Origin of the sequence: Microbulbifer sp. HZ11, from assembly GCF_000708675.1 — a bacterium.
Classification (GTDB): Bacteria; Pseudomonadota; Gammaproteobacteria; order Pseudomonadales; family Cellvibrionaceae; genus Microbulbifer.
Window position 1 is genome coordinate 86,288 of record NZ_JELR01000002.1, and the last position, 22,818, is coordinate 109,105.

16 protein-coding genes are annotated in these 22,818 nt (G+C 57.3%); 7 read left to right on the forward strand and 9 right to left on the reverse strand.

Going from position 1 to position 22,818, the window contains the following annotated elements:
- Positions 1–4: 4 nt before the first annotated feature.
- Positions 5–1,582 (reverse strand): glycosyl hydrolase family 18 protein, encoded by a 1,578-nt coding sequence (locus AU11_RS08250; protein ID WP_043318632.1) that lies wholly within the window; start codon positions 1,580–1,582, stop codon positions 5–7.
- A gap of 94 nt (positions 1,583–1,676) precedes the next feature.
- Positions 1,677–4,556, reverse strand: a complete 2,880-nt coding sequence (locus AU11_RS08255) for a glycosyl hydrolase family 18 protein (RefSeq protein ID WP_043318634.1) — start codon at positions 4,554–4,556, stop codon at positions 1,677–1,679.
- A 777-nt stretch (positions 4,557–5,333) separates the two neighbouring features.
- Here AU11_RS08255 and chaB point away from each other — a divergent pair.
- Positions 5,334–5,564 carry a putative cation transport regulator ChaB gene (gene chaB / locus AU11_RS08260; RefSeq protein ID WP_043318637.1) on the forward strand — a complete coding sequence of 77 codons (231 nt, stop codon included), beginning with the start codon at positions 5,334–5,336 and terminating at the stop codon, positions 5,562–5,564.
- A gap of 84 nt (positions 5,565–5,648) precedes the next feature.
- Positions 5,649–5,918 (forward strand): glycine zipper domain-containing protein, encoded by a 270-nt coding sequence (locus AU11_RS08265; RefSeq protein ID WP_043318639.1) that lies wholly within the window; start codon positions 5,649–5,651, stop codon positions 5,916–5,918.
- A gap of 30 nt (positions 5,919–5,948) precedes the next feature.
- On the opposite strand, the gene AU11_RS08270 is transcribed toward AU11_RS08265, so the two are convergent.
- A complete protein-coding gene (locus tag AU11_RS08270) occupies positions 5,949–6,164 on the reverse strand; it encodes a DUF3820 family protein (RefSeq protein WP_043320233.1) in 216 nt (71 codons plus the stop codon).
- 265 nt (positions 6,165–6,429) lie between these two features.
- On the opposite strand from AU11_RS08270, the gene AU11_RS08275 reads away from it, so the two are divergent.
- Positions 6,430–8,682, forward strand: a complete 2,253-nt coding sequence (locus tag AU11_RS08275) for a S46 family peptidase (protein ID WP_369797827.1) — start codon at positions 6,430–6,432, stop codon at positions 8,680–8,682.
- A 120-nt stretch (positions 8,683–8,802) separates the two neighbouring features.
- On the opposite strand, the gene AU11_RS18580 is transcribed toward AU11_RS08275, so the two are convergent.
- The 3 genes from AU11_RS18580 to dcd are packed head-to-tail and all read right to left on the reverse strand — an operon-like array spanning position 8,803 to position 10,781.
- Positions 8,803–8,988 carry a hypothetical protein gene (locus AU11_RS18580; protein ID WP_043318642.1) on the reverse strand — a complete coding sequence of 62 codons (186 nt, stop codon included), beginning with the start codon at positions 8,986–8,988 and terminating at the stop codon, positions 8,803–8,805.
- On the reverse strand, positions 8,988–10,193 hold the full coding sequence (locus tag AU11_RS08285) for an NAD(P)/FAD-dependent oxidoreductase (RefSeq protein ID WP_043318644.1): 1,206 nt from the start codon (positions 10,191–10,193) through the stop codon (positions 8,988–8,990). The genes AU11_RS18580 and AU11_RS08285 overlap by 1 nt, the downstream gene beginning before the upstream one ends.
- 18 nt (positions 10,194–10,211) lie before the next feature.
- Positions 10,212–10,781 (reverse strand): dCTP deaminase, encoded by a 570-nt coding sequence (dcd, locus tag AU11_RS08290; protein ID WP_043318646.1) that lies wholly within the window; start codon positions 10,779–10,781, stop codon positions 10,212–10,214.
- A gap of 232 nt (positions 10,782–11,013) precedes the next feature.
- On the opposite strand from dcd, the gene imuA reads away from it, so the two are divergent.
- The 4 genes from imuA to AU11_RS08310 all read left to right on the forward strand — a co-directional run bounded on the left by imuA (position 11,014) and on the right by AU11_RS08310 (position 17,241).
- Complete coding sequence (gene imuA, locus AU11_RS08295) at positions 11,014–11,733, forward strand: translesion DNA synthesis-associated protein ImuA (RefSeq protein ID WP_043320235.1); 720 nt, start codon at positions 11,014–11,016, stop codon at positions 11,731–11,733.
- A 129-nt stretch (positions 11,734–11,862) separates the two neighbouring features.
- Positions 11,863–13,368, forward strand: a complete 1,506-nt coding sequence (locus AU11_RS08300) for a DNA polymerase Y family protein (protein ID WP_043318648.1) — start codon at positions 11,863–11,865, stop codon at positions 13,366–13,368.
- Positions 13,365–13,661, forward strand: coding sequence for a GIY-YIG nuclease family protein (locus AU11_RS08305; RefSeq protein WP_043318650.1), 297 nt, complete (start codon positions 13,365–13,367; stop codon positions 13,659–13,661). The genes AU11_RS08300 and AU11_RS08305 overlap by 4 nt, the downstream gene beginning before the upstream one ends.
- A 484-nt stretch (positions 13,662–14,145) precedes the next feature.
- Positions 14,146–17,241 carry an error-prone DNA polymerase gene (locus AU11_RS08310; RefSeq protein WP_043320237.1) on the forward strand — a complete coding sequence of 1,032 codons (3,096 nt, stop codon included), beginning with the start codon at positions 14,146–14,148 and terminating at the stop codon, positions 17,239–17,241.
- A 63-nt stretch (positions 17,242–17,304) separates the two neighbouring features.
- Here the strand turns inward: AU11_RS08310 and AU11_RS08315 are convergent, their stop codons facing one another.
- From AU11_RS08315 to AU11_RS08325, 3 genes are all read right to left on the reverse strand, one after another.
- Positions 17,305–19,905: a TonB-dependent siderophore receptor gene (locus AU11_RS08315; protein ID WP_043318652.1), complete on the reverse strand. Its 2,601-nt coding sequence runs from the start codon at positions 19,903–19,905 to the stop codon at positions 17,305–17,307.
- A gap of 250 nt (positions 19,906–20,155) precedes the next feature.
- A complete protein-coding gene (locus AU11_RS08320) occupies positions 20,156–21,364 on the reverse strand; it encodes a pyridoxal phosphate-dependent aminotransferase (RefSeq protein ID WP_043318655.1) in 1,209 nt (402 codons plus the stop codon).
- Complete coding sequence (locus tag AU11_RS08325; protein WP_051687098.1) at positions 21,361–22,815, reverse strand: amidase; 1,455 nt, start codon at positions 22,813–22,815, stop codon at positions 21,361–21,363. The genes AU11_RS08320 and AU11_RS08325 overlap by 4 nt, the downstream gene beginning before the upstream one ends.
- Positions 22,816–22,818 lie beyond the last annotated feature (3 nt).

The window sequence follows — 22,818 nt, forward strand, 5'->3', positions numbered from 1 at the left end:
TCTGTCACGGCAGGTTGTGCACGTGGCTACCTACGGGCCCGGAGAAAATACCCCCGTCGTGCATATCCCAGTTAATGGACCAGGTCATAACGCCATTGAAGGTCGGGTATGACTGTGACGGTGTGAGTGTGTCACAGTTCAGCTGCTGGGTCAGGCAATCCAGGGCGCGGTTAATATCCGCTGGCGTTGCATGGCCACTGCCCGCTGCACTGGGACCGGATGGCAGTGCAAGTCCAACCTGATCCGGACGCAAGCCTTCAAAGAATCCCGCATCACCATATCCCAGGGGAAATCCTTCGATCAGCATCAACGCTGAGGCCACCATCATATCCACGGTACCAGCCGCATAGGCCTGGCCGCGATAGGGAGTTGCGAGACCGCCGTTGTTGTACAGCTGCACATGCAGTAGATCCAGGTCGTCGCGCAGCTGGTCAATCATGGGTAGGTATGCCCCCCAGATTCCGGTATAGGAGACGTAGCCACCCTGAACATAGGGATGCTCCGGCGCCATGGACAGGTACATTCCGGGATAACGCTGCTTCAACTGTTTGACCGCATTGACCATATTCTGGATCACCGGAGCACCATGCATGACACCGGCACCGGACTCCAGATCAATATCGATTCCATCAAAGCCATACTCATCAATCATCGCCGCGGTGCTGTTGACGAAGTTGGTGACGTTTTCTTCGGTGTTGAGGGTCACGGTGCCCTTCTCACCACCGTAGGATGCGATCACTATTTTCCCTGCGGCACGCTTGGCGGCAATGTCGGCAATAAACTGCTGCTTATCGAGGCCCGGATCGAGGTTGAATTCGATACTGCCATTGCCCGCGTCGTCAACAAAAGCCACCACAATCACGTCCCAGACATCAGAAACCTCACTAATACGGTACAAACCGGATCCGTTGTCAAAATTGTGCCAGTAACCCACTAGCGCATGTTTCGGCAGCAGGCCACTGTTCCCCCCTGAAGAGCTGCCACCGGACGAACCGCTGGAACTGGATGACGAGCTCGAGCCACCACTGGATGAACTACTGGAAGATGAGGAGCTACCGCAGTCACCGACCTGGCTCCAGGCGTCCTGCCAGTGCGCACCCACCCCGGGCTCATAGGCCCAGGCGGCACTGGAAGAACACCACCCGGCAATGTTGCACTGAAATTCCAGACCAACATTCTGCACCAGTTGGCCCGCGGTGTAGCTGGTACCCGCCACGTACTCTATAGAGGTACAGGATCCGCCGCCGGATCCACCGCTGGAGCTCGATGAAGAGCTGGAAGAAGAACTCGATGACGAAGAACTGGAGGAGCTGGATGAGGAACTTGACGAAGAGCTGGATGAGGACGAGCCGCCATCACAGGCACCGTCGTAAGCCCACACATCCCAAGTACCTGAGTGGGTCGCCGGATTTTCGTTTTGTGTCCACCATTTGGCGGTATAGGCGTTGCCCAGGTGCTGAACCGAATCGTCTCCTACATAAATACCGGCACTCTGCCAATCCGGTCGCGCACTACAGTCTACTGCCGCGGCCTCGATCGAAAACAACCCGAGCGCAAGCAGGCTCATTAATTGCCTTTTCATAGCGTTTTCCTAAGTTATTTTTGGAAGGTTTGCTTACACAGACATCGAAAAGAACAGAGGGCGCCGTGGCGCCCTCTGTTTACAGCTTTAACACTTAGTTACAAGTGGCATCGCCAATCTCTTCCCAGTCGGAAGACGTGCTCGGCTCCTGCCCCTGGGTCCACCACTTGGCGCGGTAGCGCTTGCCATCGTGGTTGACCTCGTCACCGCCGTTGTAGGCAGTGCTGGCATTCCAGGGCACTTCCACGTCGCTGATCAGCTTCCAGTCCGCGGCGCTGAAGCCCGGCTCCTGCTGGGTCCAGTACTTGGCTTCCCATACCAGATCGTCGTGGCTGACCTCATCACCACCGAGGTAGGTGCTGCCGGACTGCCAGGCCGGGTAGTTACCCGCATTCGGGTCGGTCATTTCACAACCGCCACCACCGGTGCTGTTGGTTACGGTCACGGTGACATTGGCGCTGGCACTGTCGATACCATCACTCACGGTTACCGTCAGGGTGAAGTCAGTATCGGCTTCTACCTGCGGTGCGGTGATTGTGATGGTGTCGCCGGTACCGCTTTCCATACCACTCCAGGTGTAGGTCAGCGTGTCGCCATCGGCATCGGTGCCCACTGCAGTAATCGAGTCAGTAGCGCCTTCCTGGATGGTGACCTGGGCCGGAGCAGTGACCTCCGGAGGCGTGTTGGCGTCCGGTGGCAGCAGGAAGATGCTGACCTGGTCCGGGGTATCGTCACTCAGAGAACCGTCGCTGACGCTCAGCTCGAATACCAGTTCCTGCTCTGCAGACACTTCCGCAGCGGAGAAGCTCGGGTTGGCCGCAGAAGCACTGCTCAGGGTTACCGGCGTTCCGGAAACCTGGCTCCAGCTGTAGGTAAGAGCGTCGCCATCCGGGTCGCTGGAAGCGCTACCGTTAAGCGTAACGGTGGCTGGGGTGATAACGATCTGATCGGCCCCTGCGTCGGCACTCGGCGCCTGATTCGGCTGGTCGGCAAGTACCGTGACCACTACCTGATCGGTATCACTGGCGCCGCTGTCGTCGGTGACGGTCAACTCAAACACCAGATCTTCGTCGGCAGTAACGGAAGGCGCAGTGAAGCTGGCGGAAACGCTGCTGGCGTTCTGCAGGCTCACACTGGCACCGGAAACCTGCGCCCAGCTGTAGGTAAGCGGGTCACCGTCGAGGTCACTGGAGCTGCTGCCATTCAGGGTGACACTTGCACCACCATCCACAGACTGGTCGCCACCGGCCCGCGCCGTCGGAGCACGGTTGTTTTGACCGCCGCCATGTCCCAGGCCTTCGTGCATGGCATTGAGGATGTCACCGTTGTCCGCGTCGATTTCCCAAGAGAACAGGCCCGCCAGGTTGTTGGCCTGGACATAAGCGCCCTTGGCCAATACCGAACGGCGGTTATCGTAGGTAATCAGGTCGCCGGTGCTCGGCTTGAAGATGTAAGGCGCTTCGGCGGTTTCGTCGTAGTACTCCTCCCACTCGCCGGTAGCTATACGCTCTGCTACATCGCGATAGTCCACGACGCCCGCTTCCCAGGTGCCATTGACCATACCGGTTGCAGTACCGGTCATGTGGTCGTTGCCGGTCCACCCGGATACACCGGTCCAGCCGCGACCGTACATGGCCGCACCCACCACCAGCTTGCCCGGATCAACACCGAGGCTCAGCATGTTCTGGACGCCATTGTGGGTGGTGTAGTCGGTATCCGGGCGCCAGGCCGGGGCGTACAGTGCCGCCTGGTGTCCAAGCACCTCGTTGCTCCAACCACCATAAAAGTCATAGGTCATCATGAAGATGTAATCCATGTACTGCTGTACATCGGCGTAGTCCACATCTTCGATCTTGTCGGAACCAGCACCAATGGCTGACGTGAGCTGATACTCACGACCGGTTTCCTGCTCGAGCCCATCGAGCATGGCGCGCAGGTCGCGCATCAGCAGGCGATAGGTTTCGCCATCGGTGGCAGGATCGCCCAGATTCGGGTTGGCGCCCTGGCCGCCCGGGTATTCCCAGTCGATATCCACACCGTCGAAGAATTTCCAGGTGCGCATGAATTCTTCGACCGAGTCTACGAAAGTCTGACGCTTGGCCGCATCGCCGAAGAAGTAGAAGGGGTCTGACAGTGTCCAGCCACCAATGGAAGGCAGGATTTTCAGGTCAGGATAGGCCTGCTTCAGTGCCATCAGCTGACCGAAATTACCCTTATACGGGTCGGAGTAAGTCTGGCCGGTTTGCGACTTCTGCACTGCAGCGAATGGGTCGTGCAGAGATACTTTGAAGTCTTCACGACCGGAACAGGAACGCTGCAGCGCCTGGAAAGAGCCTTCGATTTCCTTCAGGCTGTCATTGATACCGTCACCACCACAGATCGGAATAAAGCCGTAGATGATGTGGGTCAGGTTGTAGGACGGCATCATGTCCACGGAGAATTTGCGCCCGTAAACGCCCCACTCCACAAAGTAGGTACCCACTACGGAATTACTGGTGTTTTCGTACGGCTGGTTATTCTCGCCAGCGGTAATGGTCAGCGGGTCCAGGTGACTGCCATCGGTGTCCGCAACCACAATATCGGTGGCTGCGGAAGTCGCACAGCCATCGTCATTACACAGTGCAACCTGCAGTGAGTACTGACCGCCCTCGGCAATCTGCAGAGTCGCGGAGCCAGTTTGCGTATCGCCGCCAGTAACGGTCTGCTCCAGCACCACCTGCCCGTTGAGCAGATACTGCGCCGTCGTGGCCGGATCACCGGACCATTTGGTCCACTCAACCGGTACTTCTGCGTAGTCGTTTACCGTAATCAGCTGCTCGTAGGCTGTGGCCGCATCGTCCACCTCGATGATGGCAAAGCTGGTTTCCATCCACTCGATGGTGGGGGCGCCGGGTGCGGCAATGGCGGTGGAGCTGGTGGCGAGACCGAGCGCAAGGAGCGCGCGGCGCCAGGGACTGGGAGTGAGCCCTTTCATTGATGTTCACCTTGTCGTTATCTTTTATTGATCAGGATCTATCAATGAGAGCAGCGGTGTAATGTCCGTCTTACCTCAACGGGCAGCGCTGCCCCCGATTGAACGGCATTCAGTAATATCTGGATACCGGTACTTCATTTGTTATTTCTTTAACAGTACCTCTTTTCGCCATGACACCGCTGTCATTCTTCATGAAATCATGACAGCGGTGTCATTACTCTTTCACAATACCCCCGGACCCTTCCCTTGACCAGCCCCCTAAGGCAGTCCTGAGAGGTAAGTCACACAGAAGATTGCGTTTCTGGCGGTATTTTTCGCTTCTGCGACCTGCGGGAATGAAGAAAGAAGGCACAGGAAAAGAAAAGCGGCCGAACGCTGTCGACCGCTTCACCCCATTTTCCCAATCAAGCTGACTGAAACTTCCCGCTCGTTCACTCGCTGAAATCCATCAATCTCAGATCAGTGGTCACCCGCTGTGGGCCTATTTACGGTCATGTTCAGTCCTAGTTACGGACCGCTTGTTGTTGGCACTCCACCTCGTCTTGCGATGGGGGAGTCTTCCCGGGACTGATACCAGTGTAGAGTGGCTCGGGCTGCTCCCAAGTCTTTTTTACACATCGGGCTCTGACTGCTTTTAATGAATACATTGTCTACCTACCTTCTTCCCGGTTCAGTCTTCCCCATCACTTCCTAACCACCACCCCCTGACATCCGGGGTTACTGGCCGGTACTTGGTAATCCTACACTCGCGCTATCCATCCATTGAGGAGGTCAACCATGCCCTACGACAGCCGCTCAGAACTGCCCGACAATGTCAGAAGTGTGCTGCCCCCACACGCCCAGGATATTTACCAATCCGCTTTCAATAGCGCGTGGGACCAATATGCGGACCCCGACGACCGGAAGGGAGACAAAAGCCGGGAAGAAGTCGCTCACGCAGTGGCCTGGTCTGCGGTGAGGGAAAAGTACGAGAAAGGCGACGACGATCAGTGGCACAAAAAACACTGACCCCCTGCGAATTTCAGTTGGGAGCCGGATGCCGGCACCATACACTCCAAGCGCTATGTCAGAGCAAGTACAAGCGGAGTATTTATGCAATTCCAGACACTAAAACGCGCCGGTGTAACATGTGCCCTGGCGCTCTCCCTAACGACTGCCGGCTGTGCCAATATGAGTGACACGGATCGCCGGGTAGGTACCGGTATCGGTATTGGTGCGGTGACCGGAGCACTGGTGACCGGCGGTGATATTGGCGGTGCCGCTGTTGGTGCTGCGTTAGGTGGTGCTGGTGGCTGGCTTTACGATCGCGAGAAGAAAAAGCATTACTACTATGACAGCCGCGGTCGTCGGGTCTACCGTTAATCAGACTCAGACAGTGGGCTCCTCAGGAGCTCACTGTTTTTTTAGCGGTTTTACCAATCCCTCCAGTCCTTCGACCTTTATTTCAAGGGTCAGCGCCATCAGGTAGCCAAGCCGCCCCTCGGGGAAAGCTTTTCTGGCAAACCACAGCAGATACTCTTCAGGCAGATCAATCAGTACACGCCCTGCATACTTGCCAAAGGGCATTTCCGTGCGTGCGATATCGACCAGATCCTGCTTATCAAGCATGTTTGCCCCAAAAACTTCCATCCGTTTCCCGCTGGATTCTACACTGGAACAAACTTGGCCCGGTATCGGCTCCTCTGGGCGCACGATCAATTTTTGTGCCTAAGGATCTATGGCAGTATGTAGGGCAGGCCACCTCTGTGGCCGACCATTTTTTGTGCAGCCGGGAAGATCCCCCAATAACCACAAAAACGATCCTGATAAATCCGCTGAAGGAATGACAGTGAACAACATAAAGCTCACACAAAAATTCGGGCTGGCGCTATCCATTGCCCTGCTCACCGCCTGTGGCAAACCCACAGAGGAAGATGCCTCTTCCGCAGAGGCTAGCACCGAGAAGAGTGCCCCTGTAGCCGAGACCGTCTCCACCGAAGGCATGTGGATGCCGCGCCAGCTACCGGAAATCGGTGACAAACTCAAAGGCCTCGGCCTGGAGCTGGATCCGAAAACCATGACGGATCTGACCAAATTCCCGATGAATGCCGTGGTGAGCCTGGGTGGCTGCTCCGCAAGCTTCGTCTCCCCGCAGGGCCTGGTCGCCACCAACCACCACTGCGCCTACGGCTCCATTTCCTACAACTCCACCGAAGACAACGACCTGTTGGCCAACGGCTTCCTCGCCAAAACCCTGGAAGAGGAGGTGCCTGCCGCACCGGGGTCGCGTATCTATGTCACCGTGGACATGAACGAAGTTACGGACAAGATCAACAGCAAACTCAGCGATGACATGGACGGCGCCACCCGCTTCAAAGCCATCGAAGATGCGGAAAAAGCGCTGGTGGCCGAGTGTGAATCCGACCCGGGTCACCGCTGCGAGGTCTACAGCTATTACGGCGGCGCCAGCTACTACCTGGTCAAGCAGCTGGCCATTCGCGATGTGCGCCTGGTACACGCGCCAGCGGCCTCCATCGGCAAATTCGGTGGCGACATCGACAACTGGATGTGGCCGCGTCATACCGGCGACTACTCCTTCCTCCGCGCCTATGTGGGCCCGGACGGAAAACCTGCCGACTTCTCCAAAGACAATGTGCCTTACAAACCCAAGCACCACCTGACCGTCGCTACCGAAGGGCCGAAAGAAGGCGATTTCGTGATGGTTGCGGGCTACCCGGGGCGCACCAACCGCTACCGCACCGCGGAAGAAGTCAGCAACAATTTCAGCTGGTATTACCCCACCATGCAGAAAGTGCTGGCGGAGTGGTCTGAGGTGATCGGCTCAGCCACCGAGGACAACAAGGATGCCGCGCTCAAGTACGCAAGCCTGGTTGCCGGCCTCAATAACTACGCGAAAAATTTCACCGGTATGATGGAAGGCTACGAGCGCAGCGATCTGCTACAGCGCAAGCAGCAGCTGGAAAAAGATCTGCAGGCCTGGATCGAAGCCAATCCGGAATCCAAGAAGAAGTACGCTTCGGTCATCGCGGACCTGAAACAGTTAATCGCCGAAGAGCAATCCACTCAGGAGCGCGATCTGCTGCTGGGCTACATGAACCGCTCGGCCATGCTGAGTAGCGCACAGCGCCTCTACCGTCTCAGCCTCGAGAAACAAAAGCCGAACATGGAGCGTGAACCCGGTTACCAGGAGCGCGACATGACCCGTTTTAGCGAGAGCATGAAACGCATCGAACGGAGCTTTGAGCCAAGTGTGGACCAGGCCATCTGGACCTACTTCCTCGAGCGCTATAACGCCCTGCCCCAGGATCAGCACCTGGAAAGTTTCGACAATTTCTTTGATGGGGAATTGAGTGGCGACGCTCTGCAGAGCAAGCTTTCTGCCATGTACGAAGAAACCGGGCTCACAGATACCGAAACCCGCCTCGCGTGGATGGAAAAATCACCGGAAGACTTCCGCAACAGCGATGATCCGTTCATCCAGCTGGCGGTAGCCACCTATGACGACCGGCTCGCGATAGAACAGCATGAGAAAACCATGGCCGGCCGTTTTGCCGAACTGCGCCCGCAGTATATGGACCTGCTGATTGCCTATTACAACGAGCAGGGCAAACCGGTTTACCCGGATGCCAACAGCTCCCTGCGCCTCACCTACGGTCTGGTAAAAGGCTACACCCCGCCCGCAGGCACCATCAAAGGCGCAGCTGACGGCAACGATGGCAAGGACGGCTTTGTGCCTTTCACGACCCTGCGCGGTATCGAGGCCAAGTACACCGGTGAAGACCCCTTCGATGCACCCCAGGCACAACTGGACGCGATCAAAAACAAGGAGTACGGCCGTTTCTATGATGAAAACCTGGACTCCGTTCCGGTGAACTTCCTCACCACCGTAGACATCACCGGCGGTAATTCAGGCTCCGCCACCATGAACGGTAAGGGTGAATTTATCGGCCTGGTATTTGATGGCACCTACGACAGCATCAACGCGGACTGGGACTTCAATGACAATACCCGCGCGATTCACGTAGATGTGGAATATATGCTGTGGGTGATGGAAAACGTCGACCACGCAGATAATCTGCTGGAAGAGATGGGGGTTGCTGCACCAGAGGGACAAAAACCACAGTAACCGTCCAATTTAGAATATCGTCATCCCGGACGCGTTCCGGGGTCCAGCAGCAAGAGGGTGGCAAGAGAGCACAAAGTCTCTGCACAACTGGATACCGGCATTCGCCGGTATGACGATTGACTACACGAGCTCTGTTTTCGTTTTTCCACAGCGCTGGCAGCGATATTCCGTTACCAGCTTCCCCTGTTTCACATCAAACTTGCGCTCGGTCACCACCTTCCACTTGTGAAAACCCTCGCGGCACAAACTGCTACCCTTGTGTTTTTCCCAAGCGGTTTTCCGCTTAAATGGCAGCACGTCACCCATCAGACCTCCCCGCCAGCCGCGTGGGCAGACGCCCAGGCCCATTGAAAGTTAAACCCGCCCAACCAGCCTGTCACGTCGAGCACTTCACCAATAAAGTAGAGCCCCGCTTGCTTCATACTTTGCATACTCCGGGATGACACCTCATTGGTATCCACGCCACCAAGGGTGACTTCTGCGGTGCGGTAGCCTTCCGTGCCCTCGGGGATCAGCGTCCAGATCTGCAGCTTTTCGCCTACATCCTTTAGCGCCTGTTCGCTGTACTGCTTGAGTGGTTTGCTTTCCAGGCCATTTCTCTGCAGGAAAAACTGTACCAGCTTTTTGCTCCACAACTCCGCCAGCACCGTATGCAGAAAGCTCTCCTGCTTTTTGCCGCGCTGCTCACAGAGCCACCCGGACAGATCCAGCCCCGGTGCGAGGTTGAAGCTGACCGGCATCCCCTCTTTCCAGTGGCTGGAGATCTGTAACACCGCCGGGCCACTCAGGCCCTTGTGGGTAAACAGCATCTGCTCGTGGAAATGGCCCTCGGCACAGCTGGCATTCACTGCCAGTGAGGTCCCGGGTAATTCCTGCTGCCGCGCCAGTGCACGCTTGTTCAATGTGAAAGGCACCAGTGCGGCGCGAGTGGGAATAATGTTGTGGCCGAACTGCTTGGCGAGGTCGTAGCCAAATCCGGTGGCGCCCATGGTGGGGATCGACAGGCCGCCGGTGGCGACTACCAGGGATTCACACACCACTTTGCCAAGAGAGGTGTGCACCTCAAAGCCTTTCGCACCCTCTTCATTAAGAGGCTCAACACGCTGGATCTCACAGCGGGTGCGAATCTGGGCTTTCGCTTCGCGGCACTCCGCCAGCAGCAGATCCACGATGTCGCGGGATTTGTTATCGCAGAACAGCTGGCCGAGGGTTTTCTCGTGATACGGAATGCCGTGTTTTTCCACCAGGGCAATAAAGTCCCACTGGGTATAGCGGGCCAGGGCGGATTTACAGAAGTGCGGATTTTCGCTGTAGAAGTTGTCCGGCGCCGTGTACAGGTTGGTGAAGTTGCAGCGACCGCCGCCGGACATCAGGATCTTTTTGCCGACCTTGTTGGCGTGGTCCAGCACCAGCACGCTGCGGCCACGCTTGCCCGCCACCGCGGCACACATCAGGCCGGCGGCGCCGGCGCCGATGATCAGTACATCGGCCTGGGTGGGAAGGTCTGTCATTTGCTGGTGGTCTAAGGATCAGGTCTTCGGCAGAGTAACGCCGCGCTGGCCCTGGTATTTACCACCGCGGTCTTTATACGACACATCGCAGATTTCATCGGATTCGAAGAACAGCATCTGTGCCACGCCTTCATTCGCGTAGATCTTCGCCGGCAGGTTGGTGGTGTTGGAGAATTCCAGGGTCACATGCCCTTCCCACTCCGGCTCCAGCGGCGTCACATTCACGATGATGCCGCAGCGGGCGTAGGTGGACTTGCCCAGGCAGATGGTCAGCACCGAACGCGGGATGCGGAAGTACTCCACGGTGCGCGCCAGGGCGAAAGAGTTGGGCGGGATGACACAGTAGTCGCCCTGCACATCCACGAAGCTGTCTTCATCAAACGCCTTCGGGTCCACGGTGGCGGAGTGCACGTTGGTGAAGATTTTGAACTCGTTGGCACAGCGCACATCGTAGCCGTAACTGGAGGTGCCGTAGGAGATCAGGCGATCGCCGGAGGCCCCGTGGCGTACCTGGCCCGGTTCGAAGGGCTCGATCATGCCTTCATTCTCAGCCATACGACGAATCCACTTATCGGATTTGATGCTCACCCTGTCCCCTCGCTTATCTGGTATTGGTCCATTTCTGGCGGTCATTTGAAGAGGCCGAATCATAGCCGTTTTACCTTGTTCAAAAAAGTGCCACAGAGGCGTGTCGAATTTGACGCACACAGACCTGGTGCGGGCTTGCCGACACTGGACGACTACTGTATAAATTACCAGTAGACGCTGTATACCCATACAGCAAAGCCCTATCAGACCACCCGTGTGGAGCGAGCCGATCGTGAACAGCGCCGAAAACTTTTTGCAAAACAAGCAGTTAGGTGATCAGCCAGCCAAGCAGGCCAGTGACGAGCCGCTGCAGCAACTGCTGACCCGCCCGGACATCTGGCAACTGGCCAGTGGCCAGCGCCGTCCCCGCACCGGAATCAGTACCGGCTACCGCGGGCTGGATGCCTTGCTGGTCGGGCACGGATGGCCCCGCGCGGCCAGCACGGAGTTTTTGGTCGACAAGGCTGGTATCGGCGAGATGTCACTGATCCTGCCGACCCTCGCGGAACTCACCCGTCAGGGGCGCATGGTGATCCTGATCAACCCGCCGCATATCCCCTACGCCCCGGCACTGGTACAGGCCGGCGTGCAACTGGAGAAACTGCTGATCCTGCACCCCAGAGGACAGCGGGATCAGCTGTGGGCGGCAGAGCAGTCCCTGCAATCCGGCGCCTGCGGTGCGCTGATCCAGTGGCAGAACAGGGAAGCCCCGGCCGACAAAGACCTGCGTCGGCTGCAGATAGCCGCCCGCGATGGCGACTGCCTGCACTTCCACTTCCGCCCCGGCTCCTGTGCACAAACCCCGTCTCCGGCAGCACTGCGCCTGCAACTGAAGAGCGACGGCGAGCAGCTGGCGCTGCACCTGTTCAAACAACTGAGTGGCAAGTCCGGCCAGCGCGTGCATCTGGCGCGCAACCCGGACCTGGTGCGGCGAGACCAGCCGCTGCACTGAATCAACGGCGTGCCCCTGGTGGATGCGCTGCGCTTATCCACCCTACAAACGGCCACCAGCAACAAGGCCGTAGGGTAGATAAGCGCAGCGCATCTACCAATTAACCAGGCTCCGACAGGAGATCCCAACATGCTCTGGCTCTGCATCCAGCTCCCCAAACTTCCCCTGGAAGCCTTGACCCGCGCCCACCGCGCCGGTGACAGTGCCGCGGTGGCCGTGGCCCAGAACAGTCTCATCATTGAAGCCAACCCCGCGGCCAATGCCCACAATGTGGAACCCGGACTCAGCATCGCCACCGCCTGCGCCTACTGCGCCGAACTGCAATTGCTGGAGCGGGACCCGCAGCGGGAAGAACAGCTGTTACAGCAACTGGCCCTGTGGGCCTACAGCTTTACCCCGGTGGTTTCCCCACGCAACGCCGAGCGCGAACAGAACCAGGCAGACAACAATTTCGCCTGCCTGTATCTGGAAATCAGTGGCAGCCTCAAGGCACACCACGGCCTGGCGCCCCTGCTGCAACAACTGGGCAAAGAGCTGCGCAAGATGCGCATCCATCATTTTATGGGCCTGGGCCACAGCCCCAGCGCCGCACACCTGCTCAGCCAGTTGCCGGAACACCGCCAGTGGCTGGCAGAAGCCAAAACCGCCCCGGCCCCTCAACAGTGGCGCCAGTGGATCAGCTTCGCCCCCAGCAAACTGCTCGATTGTAATCACAAGGCCATCGCCAAGCTGTATGCCTGCGGTATCAAGCGCGTCAGCCAGTTGCTGGCAATTCCACTGTCGGAGGTGGGCAGTCGCTTCGGTCGCGGATTCATCGACTACCTCGCCCGCCTGAACGGCACCCGCCCGGATCCGGTACCTAGCTTCGAGCCGCCGGCAGAATTTCACAGCGAGCTGTTTTTCCCGAGCCCACTGGATAACAGTGAGCAACTGCTATTCCCCGCCGGCCGTCTGGTGCGTGAGCTGTGCCGGCAGTTGCAGCGTCGGCAGTTATACAGTCAGCAGTTGTGCTGGGTTCTGGATTACGGCAGCCGCGGTCACCAGCAGGTCCATGTGGATATCTCCCGCCCGCTGCTCGACCCCCAACGCCTGATCGCACTGACAAAATTACAGTTTGAACGGGTAGAACTGAAAGAGCCGGTGCAGGCATTGACCCTCAAGTGCCAGCAGTTGCGTCCCATTGAAAGTCACAGCCTGCGGGAGGATTTTTTTGACGAGGGCAGCAAGCTGCACGAAAGCTACCAGCTGATCGACAAGCTCAAGGCCCGCCTCGGGCACCAGGCCCTCTCCGGCGTCACCCTCAAGGAAAGCTACCTGCCGGAACAAGCCTGGCAAAACGCCGACAGCCTCACCCTGCAGAGTAAATCCCGCAGCCACCAGCTCACCCCGGTAAACGCTCCCCGCCCCAACTGGCTGCTGCCGAGGCCCGACCGCATCCAGCAGCGCGATCACAAACTGTTTTACGACGGCGAGCTGCATTTGCTGCAGGGTCCGGAACGCATCGACGGCTACTGGTGGCAACACCGCCGCCACGCCCGCGATTACTACATCGCCCGCGGCGCCCACGGCAGTCTCTACTGGGTATACCAGGATCTGGCGTCAGAGGACTGGTATCTGCACGGGGTTTATTCATGACTGGGTTAACACAACCCTGTGTTTACCTTCTTGCAAACCAGCGTAATGGCACACTTTATACGGGTGTTACATCCAACCTTGTGCAGCGTATCTGGCAACACAAGGAAGGCGTTGTCGAAGGTTTCACTCGGGAGTATGGAGTGAAAAACCTTGCATGGTACGAGCTACATGACACGATGGAAAGTGCCATTCGAAAAGAGAAAGCGATAAAGAACTGGCGGCGAAGCTGGAAGCTGAACCTGATTGAAAGTAGCAATCCAGAGTGGCGAGATCTGTACTACGACATCCTCTAATCGCCCCCGTCATCCCGGACTTGATCCGGGATCCAGCTGCAGGAGCCTAACGACCACCGAGCAATTGGATGCCGGCCTACGCCGGCATGACAGGCGATGGGGTTTCACGTAAACACTTCAACCATTCACCTCGTCATCCCGGACTTGATCCGGGATCCAGCTGCAGGAGTCTAACGACCACCGAGCAACTGGATACCGGCCTACGCCGGCATGACAGGCGATGGGGTTTCACGTAAACACTCCAACTATTCACCTCGTCATCCCGGACTTGATCCGGGATCCAGCTGCAGGAGTCTAACGACCACCGAGCAACTGGATACCGGCCTACGCTGGCATGACGAGCGATGGGGTTTCACGTAAACACTTCAACCATTCACCTCGTCATCCCGGACTTGATCCGGGATCCAGGTTACAGGAGGCCAACGAATCCACCGAGCAACTGATACCGGAATACACCGGTATGACGTATCGGATATTTATCGGTATGCAGTACGCCGAACTTTTTTGTCAGAGTAACTTTTCATTTCTGCAGGGTGCCTCGCATCCACAGGAGCTGATTGCGGCCGCACATCAACTCGGTTATTGCGCAATTGCGATTACCGATGAATGCTCCATGGCGGGGGTGGTGCGGGCTTATGCAGAGTTGGAGAAACTTCAAGCCGAGGGCAGTCAGTTAAAGCTGATTTGTGGCAGTTTCTTTCGCCTGGAGGAAGAATCGCAGCAAGTGGTTTTACTCGCACCGGACAGGCTTGCCTACAGCGAAATCTGCCAGCTGATTTCCACTTCGTGCCTGCGCGCCGAAAAAGGCCAGTACCGGACGTTTATTCAGGACCTCCTCAATCACTGCAAACATGCACTGTGCCTGTGGCTTCCAGGCAGCGAGCCCTTCACACTTCCCGATACGCTGAAACAACATTTCGGCGGGCGGCTCTCTATCGCCCTGAGCCATCACCTGCTCCCTAGTGAAAACCAGAGGCTGCACAAGCTACTGGCTTTTGCCAGATCCCAGCGGCTACCGCTGGTTGCTACCAACGCGGTACTTATGCACAACCGTAGCCGCAAACCACTGCAGGATGTATTGAACGCAAACTACCACAACTGTACCCTGGACCAGCTGGGCTACCGCCTGCAGCAAAATGCGGAACGCTACCTGCGCAGCCTGCCGGAAATCACTGCACTTTATCCACAGAGTGCCATCGACAACACACTGAAAATTGCTGAGCAATGCACCTTCAGTCTGAAAGAACTGCAATACCACTACCCGTCAGAAGTAGTTGCGCAAAACAAAAGTGCCAGTGACTACCTGCGAGACCTGGTGGAAACCGGTATCCCGATCCGTTGGCCTCATGGGCCAGCAGCGCATATTCGTCAGCAAATCGAAACCGAGCTGGCGTTGATCGCCGAGCTTCAGTACGAGCACTATTTCCTCACCATTTACGACATCGTCCAGTACGCGCGCAAACAGCACATCCTCTACCAGGGGCGCGGTTCCGCGGCCAACTCGGTGGTGTGTTACTGCCTGTTTATCACCGAGATTGATCCACACAAGATCGGCCTGTTGTTCGAACGGTTTATTTCCCGCGAACGCAATGAACCGCCGGATATCGATGTGGACTTCGAGCACGAGCGGCGCGAGGAAATCATCCAGTACATCTACCGCAAGTACGGCCGCGAGCGCGCCGGGCTCGCAGCCACCAAAATCACCTATCGTTTTAAAAGTGCACTGCGGGATATCGGCAAGGCACTGGGGCTCGGGGCAGCAGTTATTGAACAGTTGCAGGCGGAACGCAGCTGGTGGGACAAGCTGGAGGATTTTCCACAGCAGATGAAAAAGGTTGGCATCGCTCCAGAGAGCGTAGCCGGGCGCATGCTGCCCAGGCTACTGGAGCAGATTTACGGTTTCCCCCGCCACCTGTCCCAGCATGTGGGCGGCTTTGTGATTACCGAGCTGCCGCTGAGCCAGCTGGTGCCCATCGAAAATGCGGCCATGGATGACCGCACCATCATTCAGTGGGACAAGGAAGATATCGAAGACCTGAAGCTGATGAAGGTGGATATTCTCGCCCTCGGCATGCTCACCGCCCTGCGCAAGTCCCTTAGCTATATGGCACTGTACGGCAAGCGCATGCGCCTGCAGGATATTCCCGCCGACGACCCGGCGGTGTATGCAATGATGTGCCACGCGGATACAGTGGGGGTATTCCAGATCGAATCCCGCGCGCAGATGAGCATGCTGCCGCGCCTGCAGCCGCAGACCTTTTACGAGCTGGTAATAGAAATTGCCATCGTGCGCCCGGGCCCGATTCAGGGAGGCATGGTGCACCCCTATCTGCGCCGCAAGCAGAAACTCGAGCCCGTCAACTACCCCCATGAAAACCTGCGCCCGGTACTGGAGCGCACCTTGGGTGTGCCGATTTTCCAGGAGCAGGTGATCAAGCTCTCCATGGTGGCCGCCGGCTTCAGCGGCGGTGAGGCGGATGCCCTGCGCCGCGCCATGGCTAGCTGGGGCAAGAACGGCAACCTGCTGCAGTTTCGTGAAAAACTGATCAACGGCATGCTGGCCAATGGCTACGAGCACAGCCTTGCAGAGCGGCTGTTCGAGCAGATGAAAGGTTTCGGCTCTTACGGTTTTCCGGAATCCCACTCCGCCAGCTTCGGCCTGCTCGCCTACTTTTCCGCGTGGATCAAATGCCACCACCCCGCCGCTTTCTACAGCGGGCTATTGAACAGCCAACCCATGGGGTTTTACGCCCCGGCGCAACTGGTATACGACGCCCAGCGTCACAATGTGAAGGTCCTACCGCTGGATGTGAATCACAGCAGCTGGCACCACAGCCTGGCGCTGGCCGATGGCACAAAGGGTACCGATGGCAAAACTCCGGTGGCCCCCGCCATCCGCCTGGGCTTGCGCCTGGTAAAAGGGTTGGCCGAAGAAACCGTGGAAACTATTGAGACAGAGCGAGTTCAGGGCAACTTCCAGTCACTGCAGGACTTTGCCCAACGGGTCGATATCCCCCAACAGCAGAGCGCCATCCTCGCCCATGCCAACTGTTTTTACAGTATTGGCGAGAACCGTTTCCACAGCACCTGGCAGGCACTGAACACACAACTGGAACACGCGACCCCGCCACAACATCAGCCGGAGACCAGCCAGGAAGACAATATCTACAGCGATTATCAGAGTACCGGCCTGACCCTGCGCGAACACCCGGTGGCACTGCTGCGCAGGCAGAAGCGCTTTAACAATCTTGTCCGCGCCTGCGATCTGGAAAGGCGCAGGGATGGCGACAGAATACGGGTGCTCGGTCTGGTCACCTGCCGACAGCGCCCAGGCAGTGCGGCCGGTGTGCTGTTTCTGACCCTGGAGGATGAGACCGGTGTAATCAATGTGGTGCTGTGGCAGCAGGTACAGGAGCGCTACCGCAAGGAAATTCTCAGCGGAAAAATTCTATTGATTGAAGGCAACCTGCAGATCAGCCGGGACGCGAAACAGCAGCAATTTTCTGTGATCCATCTGATCGGGAAAAAGCTCGACGGTATTGTCTGGAAAGAAATCCAGCACGTACGTAGCTTTCACTGAAACCCTTAACAAAACAGGCCTCCCGAGGGAGGCCTGTTTACCGTCAATGAAATTGTAACGGAATCAGAATTCCGCGCTGGCTCTCAGATACCAGAAACCACCATTGAAACCAAACGGTGAGGTCAGTGACTGGCGCACACCGAGAAACTGCAGTGTCGGGTCCGCTTCATCATCCGGGCGCACATCGAAGATATTCTCGCCACCCAGGGAGAGCTTGTAGTTCTCCGCCAGAGTAATCGTCGCTTCGAGGTCGACCAGGATCTCACCGTCGTAAGCAGAAGCATCGGAAGCATCACCGGGGCCGAACAGACCGAAAGTGCTCTCCCAACCGCTGTAACGGTTAAAACGCAGGTAGCCGTTGAACAGGTCACCGGAGTCGTAATCGAAGGTCAGGGTGGTACGATCGCTGGGCACCTGGTTTTCCAGATCAAAGACCCGGGACTGATTGATGGTGTCCGGGGCAACCTTGTCCACCTTCTGTTGATTGTGGTTATGACGCAGGTCCATCACCAGAAGGCCACCGGCCACATCAAAATCACTGGTGACCGCCAGATCAATACCAGAAACATCGGAATCAAAGGCATTGACGAAATAGTTGGCGTTACTGCCATTCAGCAGGGACGCATTGGCTACACCGGCATTTTCCAGCAGCGCCACTTCTGCATCACCAATGGTGTTGTTGCGCAGTGCCAGGCGGTCTTCAATCTCAATGTTGTAGTAATCGATGGTCACACTGGTGTTATCCAGCGGACTCCACACCGCACCCAGGGTAAAGCTGGTGGACTCTTCCGGTGTCAGCTCCTTGGCCCCCAGCGCCATTGCCACCGGGTGATTCACCGGATAGGTGCCGTTTGGAATCAGATTGCCATCCGCATCTGAAGTGGTCGTCACGTTCAGGGTATTCACCTGCCCCGGGGTTGGCGCACGGAAGCCGGTATTCGCGGTGCCGCGCAGGGCAAAGTTTTCGGTGAAGTCGTAGCGGGCAGACAGTTTCCAGTCGAAGGTGGAGCCGAACTCTTCAAAGTTTTCAAAACGTAGCGCCGCACCCAGCAGCAACTTGTCGGTAACATCCGCCTCCAGATCCACATAGGCCGCGGTACTTACACTGCTGTACTCACCGGCCGCCTCCACCGGGAAACCCTGGAAACCATCGGAGCCAACACCGAACACCGAGGCGGTCGGGCCCACGGCAATGGAGGCCTCGTCACCGGCACCGATCTCGTAGGTTTCATCCCGCCACTCCATACCAAATGCGAGATTCAGCGGTGAGGCGAATGCGGTAACGTCGATAGGTTTTACAAAGTCCGCATTTACGCTGGTCTCGGACTGGGTGAGTGTGCCGGGATTGAAAGTGAGCGGGGAATTGATCCCCAGGCTCGGGTTGATGGAGTTTTCCAGAACGTAGGAAACCTCGTTCTCGGCACTGCGCGCACGCAGGTCCCAGCTGATACCGTTGGCCCATTCACCACGGGCACCAATCACTGCAGAGAAATCCGTAATATCCGCACCGAAGGCCGGGTTATAGCCACCGGGGAACTGGGTGTAGATGGGGTTACGCAGTACGAAGCCACTATCGCTACTGCTATCCGCCACCAGATAGTCTGCCGGGTTCAGGCCCTGGGCAATAATATCGTCCACCAGAGACTGGGGGGCATCGTCCGGCATATAGTCGCCGTCTGCGTCTGCCTGCAATGTTTCACGGGCGGTGAATTCTGCAGACGGATCCAGTACCGGGCCGCGGTAGAAGAAATCGGAAATGGTCTCGTTTTTGGAATATCCCAGGTTGCCGTACAGCTCGGTGGCGTCATTCAGCTCGAAGCCCGTGTTTACGAAGAACTTGAGCGCTTCCACTTCCGGGTCACCCCAGCGCTGACCGAGTCCATCCAGCGGTACGTTTTCCACACCGACCTCTTCAGCGACCGCAACCGCATCCGGACGCGCAGCACCGCGCCAGGTTTTGTCGGCGGTGGAATGTTCGATGGTGGCGTTAACAAAACCCTGGTCGCCCAAAGCAAAACCGCCGTTCGCCGCCAGCGTGGTACGGGCACCGTCACCGTCGAAGTATTCACCGGTCTGAGCGGAAAGCGCGATGCCCTCTGCGTCGTCTTTCAGAATCACGTTGACCACACCGGCAATGGCGTCAGAGCCGTACTGTGCGGAAGCACCGTCGCGCAGCACTTCAACACGCTCGATGGCCATGGAAGGCAGCGCCGCAAAGTCCACCGCCTGCGCACCCTGATTTGTGGTGCCCAGCGGTGCCAGCTGCAGGTTCACCAGTGCAGAGCGGTGACGGCGGGTGCCATTGACCAGAACCAGAGTCTGATCCGGAGAAAGGTTGCGCAGTGTCACCGGACGAATGAACGCGGTGCCATCGGCAATGGGAAAACGCTGGGTATTGAACGATGGTGCCACTTTAGCCAGGGACTCGGTGAGATCAAAACTGCCCTGAGCGGAAAATTTACTGCCGCCGAGCACATCCACCGGTGAAAGAGTCTCGGTAGGAGACACCCCCTCTTTGCGGGTGCCCGTGGTGATGACCTCTTCCATCACCCCGTGATCACTGCTTGCGGGATCGCCCTGCTCCTGGGAAAACGCCGGTGATACCGGCAGTGCCGCTGCCGCCATTACTGCCAGGGTCAGTGCCTTGGTTCTGAATTCTCGCATAATTACCCGTCCTATTATTTTTATGAAATCGGGACCGATAGATCGCTTTGTACTTCGTCACGAAATTCTATCGTGACCCAAATCTCATTATTGTTTTCTGGATTGAAGCTGCACCAGAGTAGGGCAATTAAGGGGTCGCATCAATATTCAATGCAAAAAATAAAAATGGCGTCATGAAACCGCCCCGGCAAGCCATAAGAAAAAGCTTGCGGGCGGGTCGACGACACTCGGCTCGGCCGAATATCTCTGCTCAGCCAAAATCCTGCTTTTCCATCCACGGAATAATCCGCTCGAAAGCGCGCTCGATATTTTCGATGGAGGTGGCGTAACTGAACCGCAAGGCATTGCGACAGCTATCTCCAAAGGTATCACCGGCAATCGTGCACACGCCGGTTTCCCGGAGCAGCCGCAGTGCCACATTGTTGCCATTTACCCCTTCGGGCAATGCGGGAAACATATAGAAAGCACCTTCCGGTACATAGCCTTCCAGAAACGGCGTTTCATCTACCAGTTCCACCAGGCGATTGCGGCGTTTTTTGTAGGTATTCACCGTATCTTTGACAAAGCTTCGGTCTCCCTTCAGAGCGGCCACGCCTCCCCACTGGCACGGGGTGTTAGCCACCGTTGTCGTGAACATATGGTAGCGGCGCAACTTGCGGATGGCGCCCTGACTCGCAATCAACCAGCCGACCCGCATACCCGCCATACTGAACGTTTTGGAAAAACTGCTCATGACCATGACATGATCCAGATCCGAACAGCAGGACAGTACACTGGCGTAACTGTCGAGGCCGCGCTCGTCGTAGATCAGATGATCGTATACCTCGTCGCTGATCACATAAATTCCACGGTAGGCCGCTTCCTGCACAATGGTTTCCACGGTTTCCCGCGGATAAACCGTGCCGGTGGGGTTGCTCGGAGAATTCAGAATAATGGCGTGGGTATTGGTGTCGATCGCATCGATAACTTCCTGCGGGTCCAGCTGATGATTGTTTTCCGCCCGCGTGGGAATGTATTTTACTTCCCCACCATTCATACGAATCAATGGCGCATACAACATAAATGAGGGGTCAGGCACGATGAATTCACGACCTGGCGCGGAGACAGCGGTCAGCGCCAGATAAATTGCCTCGGTGGCTCCGGTGGTAATCAGAATATTTTCCGGGCTGATTGTGCGCCCCGAACGCTCTCCGTAATATTCCGCCAGTGCGTCGAGCAATTCCGGCAAACCCGCATCCATGGTGTAGCCAGTCTGCCCCGCATTCAAAGCATCCACCGTTGCCTGAACCACATGAGGTGGTGTAGGCGCATCAGGCTGCCCGATGGACAGATGGATAACATCCTCCATGGACGCCGCCATATTGACCATCTTGCGAATTCCCGGCACCGGTATCGTTAACAGTGCGGGGTTCCAGACCGGATCTTCCGATTCGTAAAAGTCAAAATCTATGCGACTCATGAACCGGCCCCTTCGGTGGTATCTGCCGCAGAATTCGCAAAGAAAAGCTCGGGGCGCTTGTCGGTGAGCGGCGCTGCCAGCTGGTATGCCTGGGCCGCGCGCAGAACCGAGCGATCATCAAAGCGCGCTCCCACAAGCTGCAAACCAATGGGCAGACCGGCACTGTCAAAGCCACAGGGAACCGAAATAGCCGGTTGTCCTGTCATGTTGAACGGATAAGTAAAAGGCGTCCATGAGGGCCAGCGAGTGCTAGGCCAGTCCTCGGGCACTTCGCGACCGGCGGTAAATGCCGTAATCGGCAATGTGGGTGTCAGCAACAAATCATATTTTCCGTGAAAGGCCGCCATACGCTCACATAACGCAGCGCGTTCGTTCGCCGCCTCCAGATAATCCAGCATGGAAAGCTGCGCGGCTTTTTCAGATACCGCAACCAGCTGAGGGTCCATGATCATGCGCTGTTTTTTGCTGATATTGCGCAGAACATTGGCGGCCCCGCCGTAAAACAGATGACCGAAAGCCGCAAGCGGATCATCAAAGCCGGGGGCCACTTCGGTGATTTCCGCGCCAAGTGACTGCAATAACTCCGCTGCAGCGCGCACTCTCTCTTCCACCTCGCGGTCCACCTGCACATACCCGAGGGTTGCGCTGAATGCGATATGCACACCGCGTAGCAAATCCTGCGGTTCACCTTCCAGGGCCGCGAGGTAATCGATATTACGGCGGGGAATAGCGTTGGTATCCCGGTAGTCCGCTTCAGAAAGTACGTTCATCAGCAGTGCACAGTCCGCCACCGTCCAGGTCATGGGGCCCGCGTGTGCGAGTGTGCCGAATGGGCTCGCGGGCCAGTGCGGTACCTCGCCGAAGCTTGGTTTGAGCCCCACCAGGCCGCTGAATCCGGCGGGAATCCGGATGGAGCCTCCCGCATCGGTACCCAGCGCCAAAGGTCCCATTCCAAGGGGAACTGCAGCGGCACTGCCGCCACTTGAGCCACCGGCCGTCTTGTCCGGGTTCCACGGGTTTCGGGTAATGCCATCTACCGGGTTGTCGGTCACCCCTTTCCAGCCAAACTCCGGCGTGGTGGTTTTGCCCAATGGCACGGCGCCGTGGCGATTGAGTGCCGCGACACTCGGCGCTTCCTTGCCAAGAGTAGAGTTCGGGTCAATGGTTTTGGAGCCCTTGATGGTGGGCCACTGCGGAGTGAGGAATACATCTTTAATGGCGACGGGCACTCCATCAAGAGTCCCCTTAGGATTCCCCTGCTGATAGCGTTGCTCAGATTCTTTTGCAAAAGTGAGTGTGGTTTCTTCATCAACTAGGTTGTAGGCGTTCACCAGCGGATTACAGCGCTCTATCTGCGAGAGCATGGCCTGGGTTACTTCAACCGGAGAGAATTGTTTTTCCTTGTACCCCTTGAGCAATTCCAGTGCAGACAGTCGAAGGAACTCGGTCATCGG